General features: G+C 75.8%; 14 protein-coding genes and 1 pseudogene. 11 read left to right on the top strand and 4 right to left on the bottom strand.

The genetic code is table 11. The annotated features are described in order from the left end of the window. Positions 1-349, bottom strand: a pseudogene (locus GA0115242_RS35235) (hypothetical protein); the annotation flags it as partial. 256 nt (positions 350-605) lie between these two features. Further along, complete coding sequence (gene chpG / locus GA0115242_RS35230) at positions 606-845, bottom strand: chaplin ChpG (RefSeq protein WP_093835725.1); 240 nt, start codon at positions 843-845, stop codon at positions 606-608. Positions 846-1,092: 247 nt separating this feature from the next. On the opposite strand from chpG, the gene GA0115242_RS35225 reads away from it, so the two are divergent. Genes GA0115242_RS35225 through GA0115242_RS35185 form a run of 9 tightly spaced genes read left to right on the top strand, consistent with a single transcriptional unit; the run spans position 1,093 to position 11,764 of the window. Continuing rightward, positions 1,093-2,187: a DUF3344 domain-containing protein gene (locus GA0115242_RS35225; protein ID WP_093835726.1), complete on the top strand. Its 1,095-nt coding sequence runs from the start codon at positions 1,093-1,095 to the stop codon at positions 2,185-2,187. 53 nt (positions 2,188-2,240) lie between these two features. Then, the gene (locus tag GA0115242_RS35220) at positions 2,241-3,407 is read left to right on the top strand and encodes a glycosyltransferase (RefSeq protein ID WP_093835724.1); all 1,167 of its coding nucleotides are present in this window, start codon (positions 2,241-2,243) and stop codon (positions 3,405-3,407) included. Beyond that, a complete protein-coding gene (locus GA0115242_RS35215; RefSeq protein WP_093835723.1) occupies positions 3,404-4,831 on the top strand; it encodes an exopolysaccharide biosynthesis polyprenyl glycosylphosphotransferase in 1,428 nt (475 codons plus the stop codon). Before GA0115242_RS35220 ends, GA0115242_RS35215 begins: the two co-directional genes overlap by 4 nt. Positions 4,832-4,834: 3 nt before the next feature. Continuing rightward, entirely contained in the window at positions 4,835-6,190 is a 1,356-nt protein-coding gene (locus GA0115242_RS42100; RefSeq protein WP_093835722.1) for an O-antigen ligase family protein, read from the top strand. Continuing rightward, a complete protein-coding gene (gene murJ, locus GA0115242_RS35205; protein ID WP_256089832.1) occupies positions 6,187-8,109 on the top strand; it encodes a murein biosynthesis integral membrane protein MurJ in 1,923 nt (640 codons plus the stop codon). Before GA0115242_RS42100 ends, murJ begins: the two co-directional genes overlap by 4 nt. Next, positions 8,093-8,863 (top strand): polysaccharide deacetylase family protein, encoded by a 771-nt coding sequence (locus GA0115242_RS35200; RefSeq protein WP_093835720.1) that lies wholly within the window; start codon positions 8,093-8,095, stop codon positions 8,861-8,863. The genes murJ and GA0115242_RS35200 overlap by 17 nt, the downstream gene beginning before the upstream one ends. Next, complete coding sequence (locus GA0115242_RS35195) at positions 8,860-10,020, top strand: glycosyltransferase (RefSeq protein ID WP_093835719.1); 1,161 nt, start codon at positions 8,860-8,862, stop codon at positions 10,018-10,020. Before GA0115242_RS35200 ends, GA0115242_RS35195 begins: the two co-directional genes overlap by 4 nt. Beyond that, positions 10,017-10,670: a lipopolysaccharide biosynthesis protein gene (locus GA0115242_RS35190; protein ID WP_093835718.1), complete on the top strand. Its 654-nt coding sequence runs from the start codon at positions 10,017-10,019 to the stop codon at positions 10,668-10,670. Before GA0115242_RS35195 ends, GA0115242_RS35190 begins: the two co-directional genes overlap by 4 nt. Further along, the gene (locus tag GA0115242_RS35185; RefSeq protein WP_093835717.1) at positions 10,667-11,764 is read left to right on the top strand and encodes a GNAT family N-acetyltransferase; all 1,098 of its coding nucleotides are present in this window, start codon (positions 10,667-10,669) and stop codon (positions 11,762-11,764) included. The genes GA0115242_RS35190 and GA0115242_RS35185 overlap by 4 nt, the downstream gene beginning before the upstream one ends. A gap of 22 nt (positions 11,765-11,786) precedes the next feature. Here GA0115242_RS35185 and GA0115242_RS35180 read toward each other — a convergent pair whose 3' ends face one another. Further along, positions 11,787-13,091, bottom strand: coding sequence for a glycoside hydrolase family 26 protein (locus GA0115242_RS35180; protein ID WP_093835716.1), 1,305 nt, complete (start codon positions 13,089-13,091; stop codon positions 11,787-11,789). 167 nt (positions 13,092-13,258) lie between these two features. On the opposite strand from GA0115242_RS35180, the gene GA0115242_RS35175 reads away from it, so the two are divergent. Further along, positions 13,259-14,533, top strand: coding sequence for a carboxylate--amine ligase (locus GA0115242_RS35175; RefSeq protein WP_093835715.1), 1,275 nt, complete (start codon positions 13,259-13,261; stop codon positions 14,531-14,533). Beyond that, positions 14,533-15,795: an NAD(P)-binding domain-containing protein gene (locus GA0115242_RS35170; RefSeq protein WP_093835714.1), complete on the top strand. Its 1,263-nt coding sequence runs from the start codon at positions 14,533-14,535 to the stop codon at positions 15,793-15,795. Before GA0115242_RS35175 ends, GA0115242_RS35170 begins: the two co-directional genes overlap by 1 nt. Positions 15,796-15,874: 79 nt before the next feature. Here the strand turns inward: GA0115242_RS35170 and GA0115242_RS41300 are convergent. Then, positions 15,875-16,104, bottom strand: a 230-nt coding sequence (locus GA0115242_RS41300; RefSeq protein ID WP_141721879.1) for an LPXTG cell wall anchor domain-containing protein, incomplete at its 5' end; no start/stop codon positions are given.

Raw genomic sequence — 16,104 nt, 5'->3', positions numbered from 1 at the left:
GCGAGGGCGGTGGGGTCGCGGGTGCCGCGGCCGACGCCTTCTGGATGGCGTCCTTGGCCGCGGTGGCGAGCTGCGTCGCCTGCTCCTTGGGAAGCTGGCCCTTGTCGGCCTTGAGCGCCGAGTCGAGCAGCGGGGCGACGGCGGCGAGGACGCCCCCGGCGTCGCCGAGGCTCTTGACCTGGGCGAGGAGCGCGTCCGCGCCGGGCAGGGGCGCGCGGGGGGCCGACCGCTCGCCCTGCCGCGGTGCCTGGTCGGCGTCGGCGGCGAGGGCGGTCGGCGCGGCGACGGCGGTCAGCAGGACGGCGCAGAGGGCGGACGACGCGAGACGCCGTGCGGGCAGGACACGCATGGATGTTCCCTTCGGTGGGGCTCGGATCTTGAGCCCACCGTGGGAGCGCCGGTCGCGGTCCGCAACCGAGCGGGCGCGACGCGTCGTCAGATGTGCGGCGTGGCGCGGCTATCGCCCCTGGTGAGGCGCTTGCGGGGCCGGGTGCGCGGCGGTGCTCCCGTTCGGAGCAACCCCCGGGAACGGCGACCGGCCGCCCTCCCGCGGTGGAGACGCGGGAGGACGGCCGGCGGAGGGACTGCTCGCGCGTCCCCGGACGTCAGTGGTTGACGCAGGTGTTGCCGAAGGCCGGGTTCAGCAGGCCGATGACGTCGATGGTGTTGCCGCAGACGTTGACCGGAACGTGGACCGGGACCTGGACGACGTTGCCCGACAGCACACCCGGCGAGTGCACGGCCGCGCCCTGCGCGCCACTGTCGGCGGAAGCGATGCCGGCGGCGCCGGCGACGGCCGCGGCGGCGGCGGTGGTAAGGACCAGGCCCTTCGCGATACGCGACATGGAGAGGTGCTCCTTGGGGGGTTGACACAACATCCGGGCGGCTGCCCGGCGCTGTGTCAACGCGTGGCGTCCGCCCGGGTTGTGCCGCCAATGGAGTGATCTGCCGACAGGCCCACCTTCACCATTCCGACACAGATGACCGGTTTCGACGTATTAGTACGGATAGCGGCTACAGTTGCGCACCTCCCGGCACACCCCCACGGCCGGTCGATCGGATTCACGAATTCCCGAAAGGGTGACGCCCGTCATGCGCACAACCCCGGGCCCTCTGCTGCGCCGCGCCCTGGCGGGCGTCCTCGTCCTGACCGCGCTGTCCACCGCCGCCAGCGCCGCCGCCTCCGCCCCGCCGGTCGGGGAGGCGCCGCGGCTGCCGTTCGCCGAGCGCTACCGCGCCCTCCAGCACGGTGGGATCGTGCGCGCCGCCAACGTCTCCGTCAGTTGCCGCGCCACCGGCGCCGGGGCGGTCCCCGAGTGCCCCGCGGCCCGCGCCGGTGGCTCCGCCGTCAGCTCCGACTTCGACATGTTCTACGTCGACGTCGACCGCGACCCCGCCACCTACAACTCCTCCCGCGCGGAGGTCAGGTTGCCCGCCGCGGCCCGGGTCAGTTACGCGCGCCTCTACTGGGGCGGCAATCTGCGGGTCGGCGAGCAGAAGCCGTCCAAGGACGACGGGCGGGTGCTGATCGCGGAGCCGGGCGGCTCCTACCGCGAGGTCCTCGCCGACACCGTCGTCGGCCACCGGACCGCGCCGGACGCGGACGCCTACCAGGCGTCGGCGGACGTCACCCCGCTGGTGCGGCGGAGCGGCCCCGGGCTGTACACCGTCGCGCAGGTGAACACGGCGATGGGCCGTTCGGCGGCCGGTGCCTGGGGCGGCTGGACGCTGGTGGTGGCCTACGAGGACCCGGCCGCGCCGCTGCGCCACCTCGCCCTCTGGGACGGCTTCGACGTCCTCGGCCCCGGCGCCGGGCGGGAGATCAGGCTCGACGGCGCGCCCGTCGCGCCGGGCGCGGGCGGCCGGGCCGGGCTGGTCGCCTACGCCGGGCGGCGCGGCGTCACCGGCGACTCCCTCTCCGTCACGACCCGTCCCGGGTCGGCCGCGATGCTCCGCGACGGCGCCAACCCCCGTGCGGACGTACTGAATTCGACCATTTCGGAGCCCGCGGACTCCACCATCGAGCGGGTCCCGGCCTACGCGAACACGCTGGGCTACGACTCCGATGTGTTCGATCTCGGCACCGCACTGGAACGCGGCGGTGACCAGCTGGCCGTCCGGCTCGTTTCCCGGCGGGACGCGGCGTGGACCGGTGTGCTCTTCGTCGCCGTCGACGCACAGCAGTAGGCGCGTTCCCGCCCGCCTTCCCGAGCGCCGTCCGTGAGCGAGGAAACCGCGCAATGCACCTGGAACCACCCGACCCCCGGCCGCGGGTCCTGCACCTGACGCAGCCGGTGGACGGCGGTGTCGCCCGTGTCGTGACTGATCTGACGCGGGCTCAGCTCGCCGCCGGTCTGCGGGTCGCGGTCGCCTGCCCGGAGAGCCCGCTCGCCGCCGGACTGCGGTCGCTGGGGGCCGAGGTACACCCCTGGCGTGCGACCCGTTCACCGGGGCCGACACTTGTTCGAGAGGTACACCGTCTGGGTCGGATCGTCTCGCGGGTGCGCCCCGATCTGGTGCACGCGCACAGCGCCAAGGCCGGTCTCGCCGGGCGGCTCGCGGTGCGCGGGCGCGTCCCCACCGTCTTCCAGCCGCACGCCTGGTCCTTCGAGGCCGTCGGCGGCGTGACGGCGGACCTCGCGCTCGGCTGGGAGCGGTGGGGGGCGCGCTGGGCCGCACGGGTGGTGTGCGTGAGCGAGGCGGAGCGCGCGACCGGCGTGCGCGCCGGGATCGACGGCCGGTGGCGGGTGGTCCGCAACGGCGTCGACCCCGAGCGCTTCCGCCCCGACGGCGCGGGCCCGACGCGGGCCGAGCTGCTGCCCGGTGTCGACCCGGCCGCGCCGCTGGTGGTCTGCGTCGGACGGCTGTGCCGCCAGAAGGGCCAGGACGTCCTGCTGGACGCCTGGCAGTTCGTCTCCCGGCGGGTGCCCACCGCGCGCCTGGTGCTGGTCGGCGACGGCCCCGACCGGGCCCGGCTGGCGGACCTCGCCCCGGACTCCGTGGTCTTCGCCGGGTCCGTCACGGACCCCGTGCCCTGGTACCGGGCGGCCGACCTGGTGGTGCTGCCGTCCCGCTGGGAGGGGATGGCGCTGGCGCCCCTGGAGGCGATGGCCTGCGGGCGTCCGGTGGTCGCCAGCGACGTGGACGGCGCCCGGGAGAGCCTCCCGGCCGCCCTCGCGTCGCGCTGCCTGGTGCGCCCCGACCGGCCGCCGCTGCTGGCCGCCGCCGTCACCGAGCTGCTCCTCGACCCGGTGCTGCGCGCCTCGCTCGGCCGCCAGGGCCGCCACCACGTGCTGTCCGCCCATGACGTGCGGCACTCCGCCGAGGCGGTGGCGGACGTGTACCGCGAACTCCTCGGCGACCCGCCCGCCGTGCCGTCCGAGAGCAGGGAGTCGATCCAGTCGTGACCGCGGAAAGCACCGTTCCCTCGCCCGGCGGACAGCCACGGGATCCCGGATTCTCGCCCGCCGCGGTCCTGCCGCCGCGCGGCCTCACCGCCGGGTTCCGCTTCCCCGCCCGGCGCCCGCGCACCCGGCCCGCCTCACCCGTCCCGCTGCTCGCCGCCGACCTGGCCGGTGCCCTGACCGGCGCCGCGGTCTTCGCCGAGGCGGCCCACCAGCCGCTGCTGACGGCCCTGTTGGTGGCCGCGTCGATGCTGACCCGCGCGCACCGGCCGCGCCCGGCACCCGGCGTCCTGGACGAACTCCCCCTCGTCTGCGGCCGGACCGCCCTCGCCTGGACGGTGCTCGCGGCCTTCCTCGCCGCCTGGTCACCTCGGTTCGCGCTGTCCTTCCGCACCCTGCTGCTCGGCTTCCTGCTCCAGGCGGCCGTCTGCTGCGCGGGGCGCGGCCTGGCCCACTGGCGGCGCAGGACCGCGCTCCTCAACCGCCCCAGGGCCGCCCTCGTCATCGGCCCGGCCGCCACCGCGCAGCGCGTCGCGGCGGCCGTCCTGCGCCACCCGCGGCACGGGGTGCGCCCCGTCGGCGTGGTGGCCGAACTCCCGTCGAGCGGCGAGGGGTTGCCGGTGCTGACGACCGGCGAGGAGGTGCAGCGCGCGCTCATCCAGAACGGGGTGCGGGACGTCCTCGCCGTGCACCCCTCGGTGCGTACCCAGCAGGGGCCGCTGCTGCGGGCGCTGGCCGAGTCGGGCTGCGCGGTGTGGGAGGTCGACGCCGACACGCCCTCGTACGCGGGGCGCGACCAGCTCGCCGGGTTCTCCTGCCGCCGCCTCGACCTGGGCGCCGGACGGCGCCGGGGCAGCGTCGGCAAGCGGGCCCTGGACATGCTGGTGTCGGGCCTTCTCCTGCTGCTGGTCAGCCCGTTGCTGCTGGGCTGCGCTGCGGCGCTGCGGCTGGTCGTCGGACGGGGCGTGGTCTTCCGGCAGGAGCGCGTCGGCCGCGACGGCAGGCCCTTCACGCTGCTGAAGTTCCGCACCCACCGTCCGGCCGACGAGCACGAGGCCGCCACCCGCTGGAGCGTCGCCGACGAACCGCGCATGCCGTGGTTCTGCCGCTTCCTGCGGCGCACCTCGCTCGACGAGCTGCTCCAGCTGTGGAACGTCCTGCGAGGCGACATGAGCCTGGTCGGCCCGCGCCCCGAACGCCCCTTCTTCGTCGCCCAGTTCAGCCAGACCTACCCCGGCTACGCGGCCCGTCACCGGATGCGCACCGGCATCACCGGGCTGGCCCAGGTCAACGGGTTGCGCGGGGACACCTCGATCGAGGACCGGGCCCGCTTCGACAACGCCTACATCGACAACTGGTCGCTGTGGCAGGACATCTGCATCCTGCTGCGCACCGCCGCCGCCCTCGTGCGGCCGACGGGAAGCTGAGCCGTGAGCCACGCCCTGCCCCTGGCCCTGCCCCGCGCACGGGCCTTCACCCCGGTGCTGCCGGTCGTCGCGGTGGTCGCGCTGCTGACGCTGCCGGTCGCACAGGGCGGTGACGGCGGCGCGGGCCCCGCCGACGCGGCCTCCGCGCTGCTGGTGCTGTACTGCGCGATCCGCCAGATCCGGTCCCGCAGAAGGGCGTTGACCCCGACGGCGGCCGTGGTGCTGGGGCTGCCCGTGGTCGGGCTCGCGGTGGCCGCCGTCGGGTCCTCCTCGGCGGGCGCCGGGATCAGCGGCCTCGGCCGCTACCTCCAGATCTTCGTGCTGGTCCCGGCCGCCGTGCTGCTGCTGGTCAGGGACCGGGCCGACTTCCGCGTGCTGGCCTGGTCGTTCGTCGCGCTGGCGGGCTGGCAGGGCGCGGTCGGCGTGCACCAGTACCTCACCGGGACCGGCGCCTCCTACCAGGGCGAGGAGATCCGCGCCGTCGGCACCTTCGGGCCGCAGGACGTGATGGGGATGGCCACGGTCGTCTCGTTCGGCCTGGTCTGTGCGCTCGGCCTGGCGCTCGGGCACGGTCCCGCGCGGCGCCGGGTCCTCGCGGCCGGTTGCGCGGTGGCCCTGCTGGCGCCCCTCGCGCTGTCCTTCAGCCGGGGTGCCTGGATCGCGACGGCGACCGCCTGCACGCTCCAACTCGCCCTGGCCGGAGTGCGACGGGCCCTGCGGATCGGCGTCGCGGTGGCCGCCGTCGGCGTGGTCCTGATCGGCGGCCTCGGGGTCGGCACCGCGATGCTCCAGGACCGCATCGACAGCATCACCCAAGTCACCGACGCCCCGGACCAGTCGGTCGTCGACCGGTACTCGCTGTGGGCGGCGGCCGTCGGGATCTGGCGCGAACACCCGCTCACCGGCGTCGGGTTGAAGGACTTCCCGGAGTACCGCGACGGCCACGCCTCGCTCGCGCTCTCCGCGGGCAGCGACACCGACGGCGCGGGCGCGGCCTTCCGGCGCCAGGCGCTGCTGTCCCCGCACAACATGTACCTGCTGGTCCTCGCCGAGCAAGGGCTGGTCGGTCTGCTCGCGCTGGCGGGCGGCTGGCTGGCGCTGCTGGTGTGCGCGCTGCGCGGCCTGGGCCGGGCGCACCGCACGGGCACCGGCCTCGACTGCGCGCTGATCGGCTCGGGGCTGCTGATCTGGCAGCTGATCGACTTCGTGTACGCCGACATCGGCGGCCCGTCGACGGTGCTGACGGCGGTCTGCTTCGGCCTGGTGGCGTGGTGGGCGCTGGCCGGTGCCGACCTCCCCCGCGCCGACGCCCAGGCCCCGGTCACCCGCCCGCTGCCCGAACAGGCGGCGGCCCGGTGAACCTGACCCCCTCGCCCGCTCCCCGGCCCCCGGGGACGCCCCCGGATCCCGCGACGCCCGCGCGGGAGCCCGGGGCGCCGTCACGTCCGGAGAGCGGCACCGGGACCACAGGAGGCACCGGCGGCGGGACCCCTGGAGGCACCGGGACGAGCGGGACCGTCGGGTTCGGCGCGGACGACCCGGCGGGCGGGCCGCAGTCGGCCGACGGCCCCGGGACGCCCGACGCCGCCACCGGGACCGCGGCCGCCGCCCCCGTCAGCCCCGCGGGCCCCACCGCTCTCCCCCTCCCCGCCGCCAGGACGCCCGAGGCGCACCCGTCGCCCGTGGCGCCGGAGCCCGGCGTCGACGCCCCCGTCTCCGGCGGGTTCCTCGCCAAGGCGGCGCTGGTCACCGCGGCGCTCTCGATCGCGGGGGCACTGCTCGGGCTGGTGCGGGACCAGGCGCTGGCCCGGCTGTTCGGGGCGGGCAGCGAGACCGACGCGTTCCTGGTGGCCTGGACGGTCCCGGAGTTCGCGGCGACGCTGCTGATCGAGGACGGGCTGGCGTTCGCGCTGATCCCCGCCTTCAGCATGGCGCTGGCGCGGAGGGCGCAGGGGGCGCCGGGCGATCCGGTGCGCGCGCTGGTCGCCAGCACCCTGCCCCGGCTGTCGCTGGCGTTCGCCGCTGCGGGCGCCCTGCTCGCCGCGACCGCGCCGTACCTGGTCCAGGCCCTCGCGCCCGGCCTGCCCGACCCGGGGCTCGCGGTGGACTGCACCCGGCTGACGGCGACCTGTGTGCTGAGCTTCGGGCTGGCCGGGTACGCGAGCGCCGCGCTCCGCGCCCACCGCCGCTTCCTGGCCCCGGCCGCGATCTACGTGGCCTACAACGTCGGCATCATCTCGGGGATGTACCTGCTCGGCGGGCAGTGGGGCGTGCGGTCGGCCGCGGTGGGCGTCGCGTTCGGCGGCTGCCTCATGGTCCTGGTGCAACTGCCGGTGCTGCTGCGCCAGTTGCGCGCCCACGAACCGCAGGCCCGGGAGATCGCGGTGGCGGCGGCTCCGTCGCGGCGGCTGGACGTGGCGCTGATGGCGACGGTGCTGCTGTTCGCGCTGGCCCGCCAGTCCCAGGTCCTCATCGAGCGGTTCCTCGGCTCCAGCCTGCACTCGGGCGCCATCTCCCACCTCAACTACGCGCAGAAGGTGGCGCAGATCCCGATGACACTGTCGATGATGCTGTGCACGGTCACCTTCCCGGTGGTCGCGCGAGCGCTCGCCGACGGCGATGTCGAGCGGGCCAGGGAACGAGTGGAACGGGACCTGGCGCTGGCCGCGTGCGTGGTGCTGCTGGGGGCCGCCACGGTGATCGCCTGCGCCCCGCAGATCATCGAACTCCTCTTCCAGCGCGGCGCGTTCACCACGTGGGACACGGCGGCGACGGCGTCCGTGATGCGGGTGTACGCGCTCGGGCTGCTGGGCCAGACCCTGGTCGGCGTGCTGGTGCGCTCGTACTTCTCGGCGGGCCGCCCCTCCTGGTACCCGGTCGCCGCGATGGCGGGCGGCATCCTCGTGACGACCTGCGTCGGGGCGTGGGCCGTCGGCCCCTGGGGCGTCTGCGGCATCGCGCTCGCCAACGCCGCGGGCATCACCACCACGGCCGCCCTGCTGCTGGCCGGCACCGGACCGCGCAGCGTCCCGATCCGCACCCGCCGGGTGCTGGTGGAGCTGGGCAAGCCGGTGCAAGCCGCCGTCGGCGCGACGGCGGCCGGCGCGTTCGCCGCGCACCACATCGGTCCCGCCGTGCTCGGCCTGGCCGTCGGCTGCGTCACCGTGGCCGCCGTCTTCGTCCTGCTCGGCTGGGCTCTGGGCGCCCAGGGCTTCGCGCCCGCGCTCCGTTCCGTACGTTCCGTGATCCGGAGGCTCACGTATGCCCGCATCCGTTGACACCGCCGCACCCGCGACCACCGGCAGACCCACCGCCCCGGGCCCGGCCCCGTGGGTGGCGATGTACCACTCCGTCGGCGACTGCTCCGACGACCCCTACCGCATCACGGTCACCCCGGAGCGGCTGCACGCACAGCTGCGCTGGCTGCGCGGGCACGGGCTGCGGGGCGTCTCCGTGCGCGACCTGCTCGCCGCCCGCGCCCGGGGCGAGGGCCGCCACCTGGTGGGGCTCACCTTCGACGACGGGTACGCCGACTTCGTCGACAACGCCCTCCCGGCCCTGCGGCGCTGGGGATGCGGCGCCACCCTGTTCGTGCTGCCCGGCCGGCTCGGCGGCGACAACGCCTGGGACCCGCAGGGCCCGCGCAAGCCGCTGCTGACCGCGCGCGGCATCCGGGCCGCCGCCGCGGCGGGCATCGAGATCGGCTCGCACGGCCTCACCCACGTCGACCTGACCCGCGCCGACGACGCCACCCTGGCCGCCGAGGTCACCGAGAGCCGGGCCCTGCTCCAGGAGTTGACGGACACGCCGGTCGAGGGCTTCTGCTACCCGTACGGCACGGTCGACCGGCGGGCGGCCGACGCCGTGCGGGAGGCCGGTTACGGCTGGGCCTGTGCGATCGACCCCGGTCAGCTAAATGGATTCTTCGCACTCCCGCGCGTGCACATCGGGCAGAACGACACCGCCGTCCGGCTCTACCTCAAGCACCGGCTGCACCGGCTGCGCCGACGGCCGGTCGAGGGGTTGCGGTGAAGGCGCTGCACGTCATCACCGGCCTCGGGGTCGGCGGCGCCGAGCAGCAACTGAGGCTGCTGCTACGGCACTTGCCGGTCGACTGCGACGTCGTCACCCTCACCAACCCGGGGGCGGTCGCCGACGGGCTGACCGCGGACGGGGTGCGGGTGACGCACCTCGGCATGGCGGGCAACCGCGACCTGGCCGCGCTGCCCCGGCTGGCGCGGCTGATCAGGGCCGGCGGGTACGACCTCGTCCACACCCACCTCTACCGGGCCTGCGTCTACGGACGGATCGCGGCGCGGCTCGCGGGGGTGCGGGCGATCGTCGCCACCGAACACTCCCTGGGCGACTCGCAGATGGAGGGCCGCAGGCTCAGCCGGGGGGTGCGGGCCCTGTACCTGGGCAGCGAACGCCTCGGCCGCTCGACGGTCGCCGTCTCCCCCACCGTCGCCGACCGGCTCAGGCGCTGGGGCGTGCCGGGACCGCGGATCGAGGTCGTGCCCAACGGCATCGACCTGACCGGCTTCCGCTTCGACCCGGTCCGCCGCCACCGCACCCGGCAGCGGCTCGGGCTGCCGGAGGGCGCGTTCGTGGTCGGCGGGATCGGACGGCTCGCGCCGGGCAAGCGGTTCGACGTCGTCATCCGCGCGCTCGCCCTGCTGCCGCCGGACGTCTGGCTGCTGCTGGTGGGCGGCGGTCCCGAGGAGAACGTGCTGCGCCGGGTCGCGCACGAGGCGGGCGTCGCCGACCGGGTCCTGTTCACCGGCGAGCGGCCCTACCTGTGCGACGGCGGCCCCGGGCCCGATCTGCCGTCGCTGACCTCGGCGATGGACCTGCTGGCGTCGCCGTCCCCCGAGGAGGCCTTCGGGCTCGCCGTCGTCGAGGCGCTGGCGTCCGGGCTGCCGGTGCTCTACGCGTCCTGCCCGGCGATCGAGGACCTGCCGCCGCGGGCCGCGGCCGGTGCCCGGCGGGTGACCGGCGGTCCCGCCGCGTTCGCCGACGCCCTCGCGGCTTCCCGGCGGGCGGGCCCGGCCGGGCGCACCGCCCCCGACGCCGCCCACCACTACAGCATCACCCGCAGCGCCGCCCAGCTCATGGACGTCTACGCGGCTGCGGTCCGTCCCCCCGTGTCCCGCACCTCTGATCCTCTCCAGGGAGCCAGCCCCCGATGAACGACAACCCCACCCCACCGCGCCGTCCGGCCGCCCTGCGGCGTGCCGCCACGCTGCCCGCCTGGTCGCTGGTCGCGGCCGGAGCGCTGGCCGGAGCACTGGTCGGCGGCGGCTACGGCGCCGTCAGGACACCCGTGTACACGGCGACCGGGTACGTCGTCGCCGTGCCGACCGCGAAGTCCGACCCGGCCTCCGCGCTGGGCTTCGCGCAGGCCTACGGGCGCGTCGCCACCCAGCTCGCGGTGCTCGGCGACGCGCAGGTCTGGGCGGGCGTCCCGGTCGCCACCCTCCGCGACAGCGTGCAGGCGGCGACGTCGCCCGACGCGCCGATGATCGCCGTCACCGCCACCTCCTCCCGGCCCGACCTGGCCGCCGACATGGCCAACGCGGTCACCCGCGCCCTGACCCGGCACGCGGCCGACGTGCAGAGCGCCACCCACGTCGAGCTCCAGCAGTTCGCCCGCGCCACCGAACCCGCCGGGCCGTCGTCGGCCTCCGCCGGGGTGACCGGACTGGTCGGGGCCAGCGCGGGCGGGCTGCTCGGCGGACTCCTGCTGCTGGTGCGGCCGCGCCGCAGGCGGCCCGAGCCCGGCCGGGCCGCCTCGGTCCCCGGCCCGGCGCTCGCCGCGGAAGCCCACGGCCAGCTGTGACGTACACGACCGAACTCATCACCGACGAAGCCGACTTCGCCGCGCTCGCCCCTGACTGGGCGCGGCTGTACGCCCGTTGCGGCACGGCGACCCCGTTCCAGAGCCACGCCTGGCTGCACTCGTGGTGGCTGTCGTACGGCAGGCGCGGCCGCCTGCGCGTCCTGCTGGTGCGCGACGGCGGTGAACTCGCCGCCGCCGCGCCCCTGATGAGGGTGCGCAGCCCGGTGCCCTCGCTGGTCCCGCTCGGCGGCACCATCTCCGACTACGGGGACGTGCTGCTCGACGACGGACGCGGCGAAGCGGCCGTCGACGCGCTCACCGCGGGGCTGGCCGCCGCCGCCCGCACCGCCCTGGTCGACTTCCGCGAGGTGCGGCCGGGCGGCGCGGCCGAGCGGGTCTACGAGCGCTGGCGCGGCCCGCGCCGCCGGGTCGGCGACTCGCTCTGCCTGGAACTGCCCGCCGTCCCGATGGACGAACTCCTCGCCCGGCTGCCGACGGCCAAGGCCCAGCGGGTCCGCGCCAAGCTGCGCAAACTGACCGCGCTCGGCGTCGAACGGCACGTGGTCCGCCCGGACGAGGTGGACCGGGCGCTGCGCCGGATGCTGGAGCTGCACCGGCTCCAGTGGCAGGACCGGAAGGTGACCAGCGAGCACCTGCGGCCCCGGTTCTGCGACCACCTGGTCCGCTCGGTCGGCCCGATGGTCCGCTCGGGGGACGCCGTCGTCACCGAGTTCCGGCTGGACGACGACGTCGTCGCCGTCGATCTGACGCTGCTGTCGCGGCGGCTGGCGGGCGGCTACCTGTACGGGGCCCATCCGCGGCTGCGGGAGCGCAAGGCCGACGTGGCGGTGATGCTGCTCGACGCGTGCGCCGCGCACACCGGAGGCGGGACGCGCGGCGCGCTGAGCCTGCTGCGCGGCAACGAGCCCTACAAGCACCACTGGCGGCCCGACCCGGTCGTCAACCAGCGGCTGCTGCTGGCGCGCAGGCGCACCGCCCCGCTGCTGACGGCGGCCGTCGGGGACGTCGCCGCCCGCAGACGGGGCAAGGAGCTGGTGCGGGTGTGGAGGGAGCGCGGTGGCGGCGGGCCCTGACCTGCCCGCCGCCCCGCCCGGGTCAGCGGTCGCGCGACCACCAGTCGAAGCGCAGGCAGAGCTTCCCGCCGAGCCAGTGCTCGACCCAGCCGCCCAGCTCCACCGGCGCGCACTCGGTGGGCCGCACCTCGACGGGGGACGGGGCGGGCCGGGTCGGCTCCGCGGTGGCGGACTTGGACGGCTCGGGCGTCGCCGGGGCCGGTTCGGCGGTGCGTCCGGACAGGACCGACCGGTAGACCTCGGACGCCTTCGGGTTCTGACGGCACTGCCAGACCCCGTGCGGGCAGTAGTCGGTCAGCGTGTTGTACAGCGGGTGGTGTTCGTCCATCCAGGCGAGCATCCGCCGCATGTACTCGGCGTTGTCACCATTGCGGAAAAGACCCCATTCGGGATAGGAAATGGGCTTGCCGTGGGACGCGGCGAAGTCCACGTGTTCCTGAAGTCCGTAGGGTTCTTTCACCTGCTGGTCGAAGGTCAGACCCGAGGGCTGGTCGTAGGAATCCATGCCGAGGATGTCGACGGTGTCGTCCCCGGGATAACACTGCGTCCACGGAATGGCGTCCCGGCCGCGGGTCGGCGCGAAATCGAACCGGAATTTCTGGCCCGGCACGGAACGCATGGTGGTGACGATCCTGTTCCAGTACTTCTTCCAGGCCTCCGGGTCGGGTCCGCAGCGAGAGGTGTACGTGATGCCGTTCATCTCCCAGCCGAGCACGATCACCGTGTCCGGCGCCTTCAGCTCCACCAGGCGCCGGGCGAGGGTCTTGAAGTGGTGATCGAACGCCCCGGCCGCGCCCTGGCGCAGCAGGGTCCGCACCCCGGAGTCGGAGACCCCGGCCTCGTTGCGCTCCAGCATCGGCACGTTCAGGACGAGCATCCGGTCGTCCTTCTCGGCCCGCCAGTCCGCCCACACGTCGAGGAAGCCGTGCGCGCCCTCGATGTTGGTCCAGCGGTCGCCGGGCAGATAGGTGTGGCCGACGCGCAGGTCGGCGCCGCCCAGCCACTGGCTCAGCTCCGCGATGCGGGCCACCCCGCGCGCCCCGTAGTCGAGGTAGGCGCCGAAGGGCGGCCCGGACTTCGCGGGCGTGCCCGTCCCCGGGCCGGTCGGGGACGGCGTCGGGGACGGCGTCGGGGTGACGGCCGGGGACGGTGTGGCGGCCGGGGTGCTGCTCGCGGTCGCCGGGCGCGGAGCGGGAGGGTCGGCGGCCCGCACCGCCCCCGGACCCTCCGCGAACCCGGGTCCCGCGGCCAGCGCGGCCGTCACGACGACCGTCGCCGCGACCACGGCCGGCCGCCAGGGCCGGGAACGCCGCTGCTGTGGGGTCATGCCTGCTCCTCTCACCGCTCTCTCCGGCTGTCGAATTCTCCGGAATAACTGACACTCAGTCATATCAGTATGAATTCCGCCACCGTGCTTGGGGCTTTCGAGTGGCCGGATCGCCCGCACGAGTGAAACGACCGGAACCACCCGATCGACTCGAAGGATCAATTCGCGTGTCCCTGTTCGACATCCGGGTCCCCGCCGTTCTGCTGCGGATCGACCGGAATCCCTTTCACCACGGCACCCTCGGTGCCGTGCGCTCGCTCGGCCGGGCGGGCGTGGACGTGCATGTGGTCGCCGAATCCGGAAACAGTCCCGTCTCCGCGTCCCGGTTCGTGACGCAGTCCCACCCGCCGCCACCGCCCGGCGCCCGCGCCGACGAGATCGTCCTCGCGCTGCGCCGGGTCGCCGCCCGGGTCGCCAGGCCCGCCGTCCTGATCCCCATGGACGACGCGAGCGCCCTCGCCGTCGGCGCCCGCCGGGACGCGCTCGCCCCGGCCTACCTGCTGCCCGAGACGCCCGACCGGGTGCCCGCCCGCGTCGCCGACAAGGCCGAACTCGCCGACCTGTGCGCCGACCTGGACGTCCCCCACCCCTCGACGATCGTCCCGGAGAGCCCCGCCGAGGCCGCCACCGCCGCCTGGCGGCTCGGGCTGCCGCTGGTCGCCAAGTGGAGCAGACCCTGGCTGCTGCCGGCCGGCACCGGACTGCGCAGCACCATGGTGGTCCACTCCGCCCGGGAGGCACGCGAGCTGTTCCACCGCTCCGGCGAAGCCGGTTCCCGGCTGCTGCTCCAGGCGTTCCTGCCGCCGGGCCCGGAGAGCGACTGGTTCTTCCACGGCTACGCCGACCGCGCCGGGGTTCTGCGCGGCGGCGGCACCGGCGTCAAACTGCTGGCCTGGCCGCGCGGCGCGGGCCTCACCGCCGTCGGCCGCTGGACCCCCAACCCGCGGGTCGCCGCGCTCGCCGAACGCCTCGTCGCCGAACTCGGCTACCGGGGCATCCTCGACCTCGACTTCCGGCGCGGCCCCTCCGGACGCCACCACCTGCTGGACTTCAACCCGCGTCCCGGCGCCCAGTTCCGGCTGTTCGCCGACTCCGCGGGGCTCGACGTCGTCCGCGCGCTGCACCTGGACCTGACCCACCGTCCGCTGCCCGCCGGGAGAGCGCTGGCGGGCCGGGAGTTCGTGGTGGAGAACTACGCCCCGCTCGCCGCCCTGCGCCCCGCCGCGGGCAGCCGCGAACTCGCCTGGCACGCCGACGACGACCGGGGACCCGGCCAGGCCCTGCGCCGCCTGTGGACCCGGCACGCCGCCCGCCGCCTGTGGACCCGCCTCGGCCCCGCGGCCCCGGCCGCGCCCCGCCCCACCGGGCCGGGCCCCGCGGTGCCCGCCCCCGTCCCCTTCCCCTCCGACCTGTCCGACGACGAGAGAGCGAGCAGTTGCTGATGTACGACCTGCTGGTGGTGGGTGCCGGTCCCTACGGCCTGTCCATCGCGTCCCACGCCGTGACCGCCGGGCTCGACGTGCGCGTCCTCGGACGGCCCATGGCGTCCTGGCGCGACCACATGCCGCGCGGCATGTTCCTGAAGTCGGAGCCCTGGGCCTCCAACCTCTCCGACCCCGGCGGGCGCCTGAGCCTCGCCGCCTACTGCGCCGGACGCGGCACCGAGGCCCGGCACGGCCACCCGATCCCGGTGGAGACCTTCGCCGAGTACGGCCTCTGGTTCGCCCGCAACGCCGTCCCGGAGATCGACGAGCGCATGGTGACCCGGGTGGCACCGGTCCCCGGCGGCTTCGAGGCGCTCACCGACGACGGCCGGGTGCTGCGGGCCCGCGCGGTGGCCCTCGCGGTGGGCGTCATGCCGTTCGTCGAGATCCCCCCGGCGCTGCGCGGCCTCGGCCCCGCCCTCGTCTCGCACAGCAGCCACCACAGCGACCTGGACCGCTTCCGGGACGGCGACGTCACCGTCGTCGGCGGCGGGCAGGCGGCCCTGGAGACCGCGGCGCTCCTCGCCGAACAGGGCACCCGGGTGCGCGTGCTGGCCCGCGCGGACGCGCTCTCCTGGAACGACGTGCCGCCGCCCTGGGTCCGCCCCTGGTGGCGGTCGGCCCGCTCCCCGCACAGCGGCCTCGGCTGCGGCTGGCGGAACTGGTTCTACTCCGAGCGGCCCGGCCTGTACCGGCTGCTCCCCGAGACGACCCGGGCCCGCGTCGCCGGGACGGCGCTCGGACCGGCGGGCGCCTGGTGGGTGCGCGACCGGGTGGAACCGGCCGTCGAGGTGCTGCTCGGCCACGAGGTGACGGCGGCGCGGGCGGTCCCGGGCGGGGTGCGCCTCGACGTGCGGGACCGGGCCGCGGGCACCTCGCGCGTCCTGGACACCGGGCACGTCATCGCCGCCACCGGGTTCACCGCCCGCCGCGAACGCCTCTCCCTGCTCTGCGACGAGCTGCGCACCGGGCTGGCCGCGGTCGCCGACGGCTCCCCCGCGGTCGGCCGGGACTTCGAGTCCTCGCAGCCCGGCCTGTTCCTGGCCGGGCTGGTCACGGCGTCGGGCTACGGCCCCGCGATGCGCTTCGTGCACGGCGCGACGTACACGGCCGGGTCGCTGGTGCGGGGCGTGCGCCGTCATCTGCGGGCCACCGGGCAGGGCGCCGCGGTCCCGGCGCCGTCGTCGCGCGAACGGACGGCGGCGCCCGCGGGCCGCTGACGGTCCTGCGGGACGGCGACGACATGCCACGGGTGCCGGACGAACCGCCGTCCGGCACCCGGTGTCCGCGTACCGCGCGCTACCGCTGGGCGCCGGTGCGGCCCCGTCGGTACAGCAGCGCGCCCGCGCCGATCAGCGCGGCGCTGGCGCCCCCGGCGGCGAACATCCCGCCGCTCCCGGTGTGCGCCAGCTCGGGCCCCTGGGCGACGGGGGGCGTGTACCGCACCGCTTCGGCCGGAGGCGTGTGGGTACGCCCGCCGGTGGGAGGCGGGGTGTGGTGCTCGCCGGTGGGGGGCGGCGGGGTGTTGT

The organism is Streptomyces sp. SolWspMP-5a-2, assembly GCF_900091845.1.
GTDB lineage: Bacteria > Actinomycetota > Actinomycetes > Streptomycetales > Streptomycetaceae > Streptomyces > Streptomyces doudnae.
The sequence above is the reverse complement of the archived record's forward strand: the minus strand, read 5'-3'. Positions and strand labels throughout refer to the sequence as shown.

What these genes read in the sequence shown, in the direction of transcription:
- chpG (WP_093835725.1), bottom strand. Translation starts at nt 845, where the DNA reads ATGTCGCGTATCGCGAAGGGCCTGGTCCTTACCACCGCCGCCGCCGCG.
- GA0115242_RS35225 (WP_093835726.1), top strand. Translation starts at nt 1,093, where the DNA reads ATGCGCACAACCCCGGGCCCTCTGCTGCGCCGCGCCCTGGCGGGCGTC.
- GA0115242_RS35220 (WP_093835724.1), top strand. Translation starts at nt 2,241, where the DNA reads ATGCACCTGGAACCACCCGACCCCCGGCCGCGGGTCCTGCACCTGACG.
- GA0115242_RS35200 (WP_093835720.1), top strand. Translation starts at nt 8,093, where the DNA reads ATGCCCGCATCCGTTGACACCGCCGCACCCGCGACCACCGGCAGACCC.
- GA0115242_RS35190 (WP_093835718.1), top strand. Translation starts at nt 10,017, where the DNA reads ATGAACGACAACCCCACCCCACCGCGCCGTCCGGCCGCCCTGCGGCGT.
- GA0115242_RS35180 (WP_093835716.1), bottom strand. Translation starts at nt 13,091, where the DNA reads ATGACCCCACAGCAGCGGCGTTCCCGGCCCTGGCGGCCGGCCGTGGTC.
- GA0115242_RS35170 (WP_093835714.1), top strand. Translation starts at nt 14,533, where the DNA reads ATGTACGACCTGCTGGTGGTGGGTGCCGGTCCCTACGGCCTGTCCATC.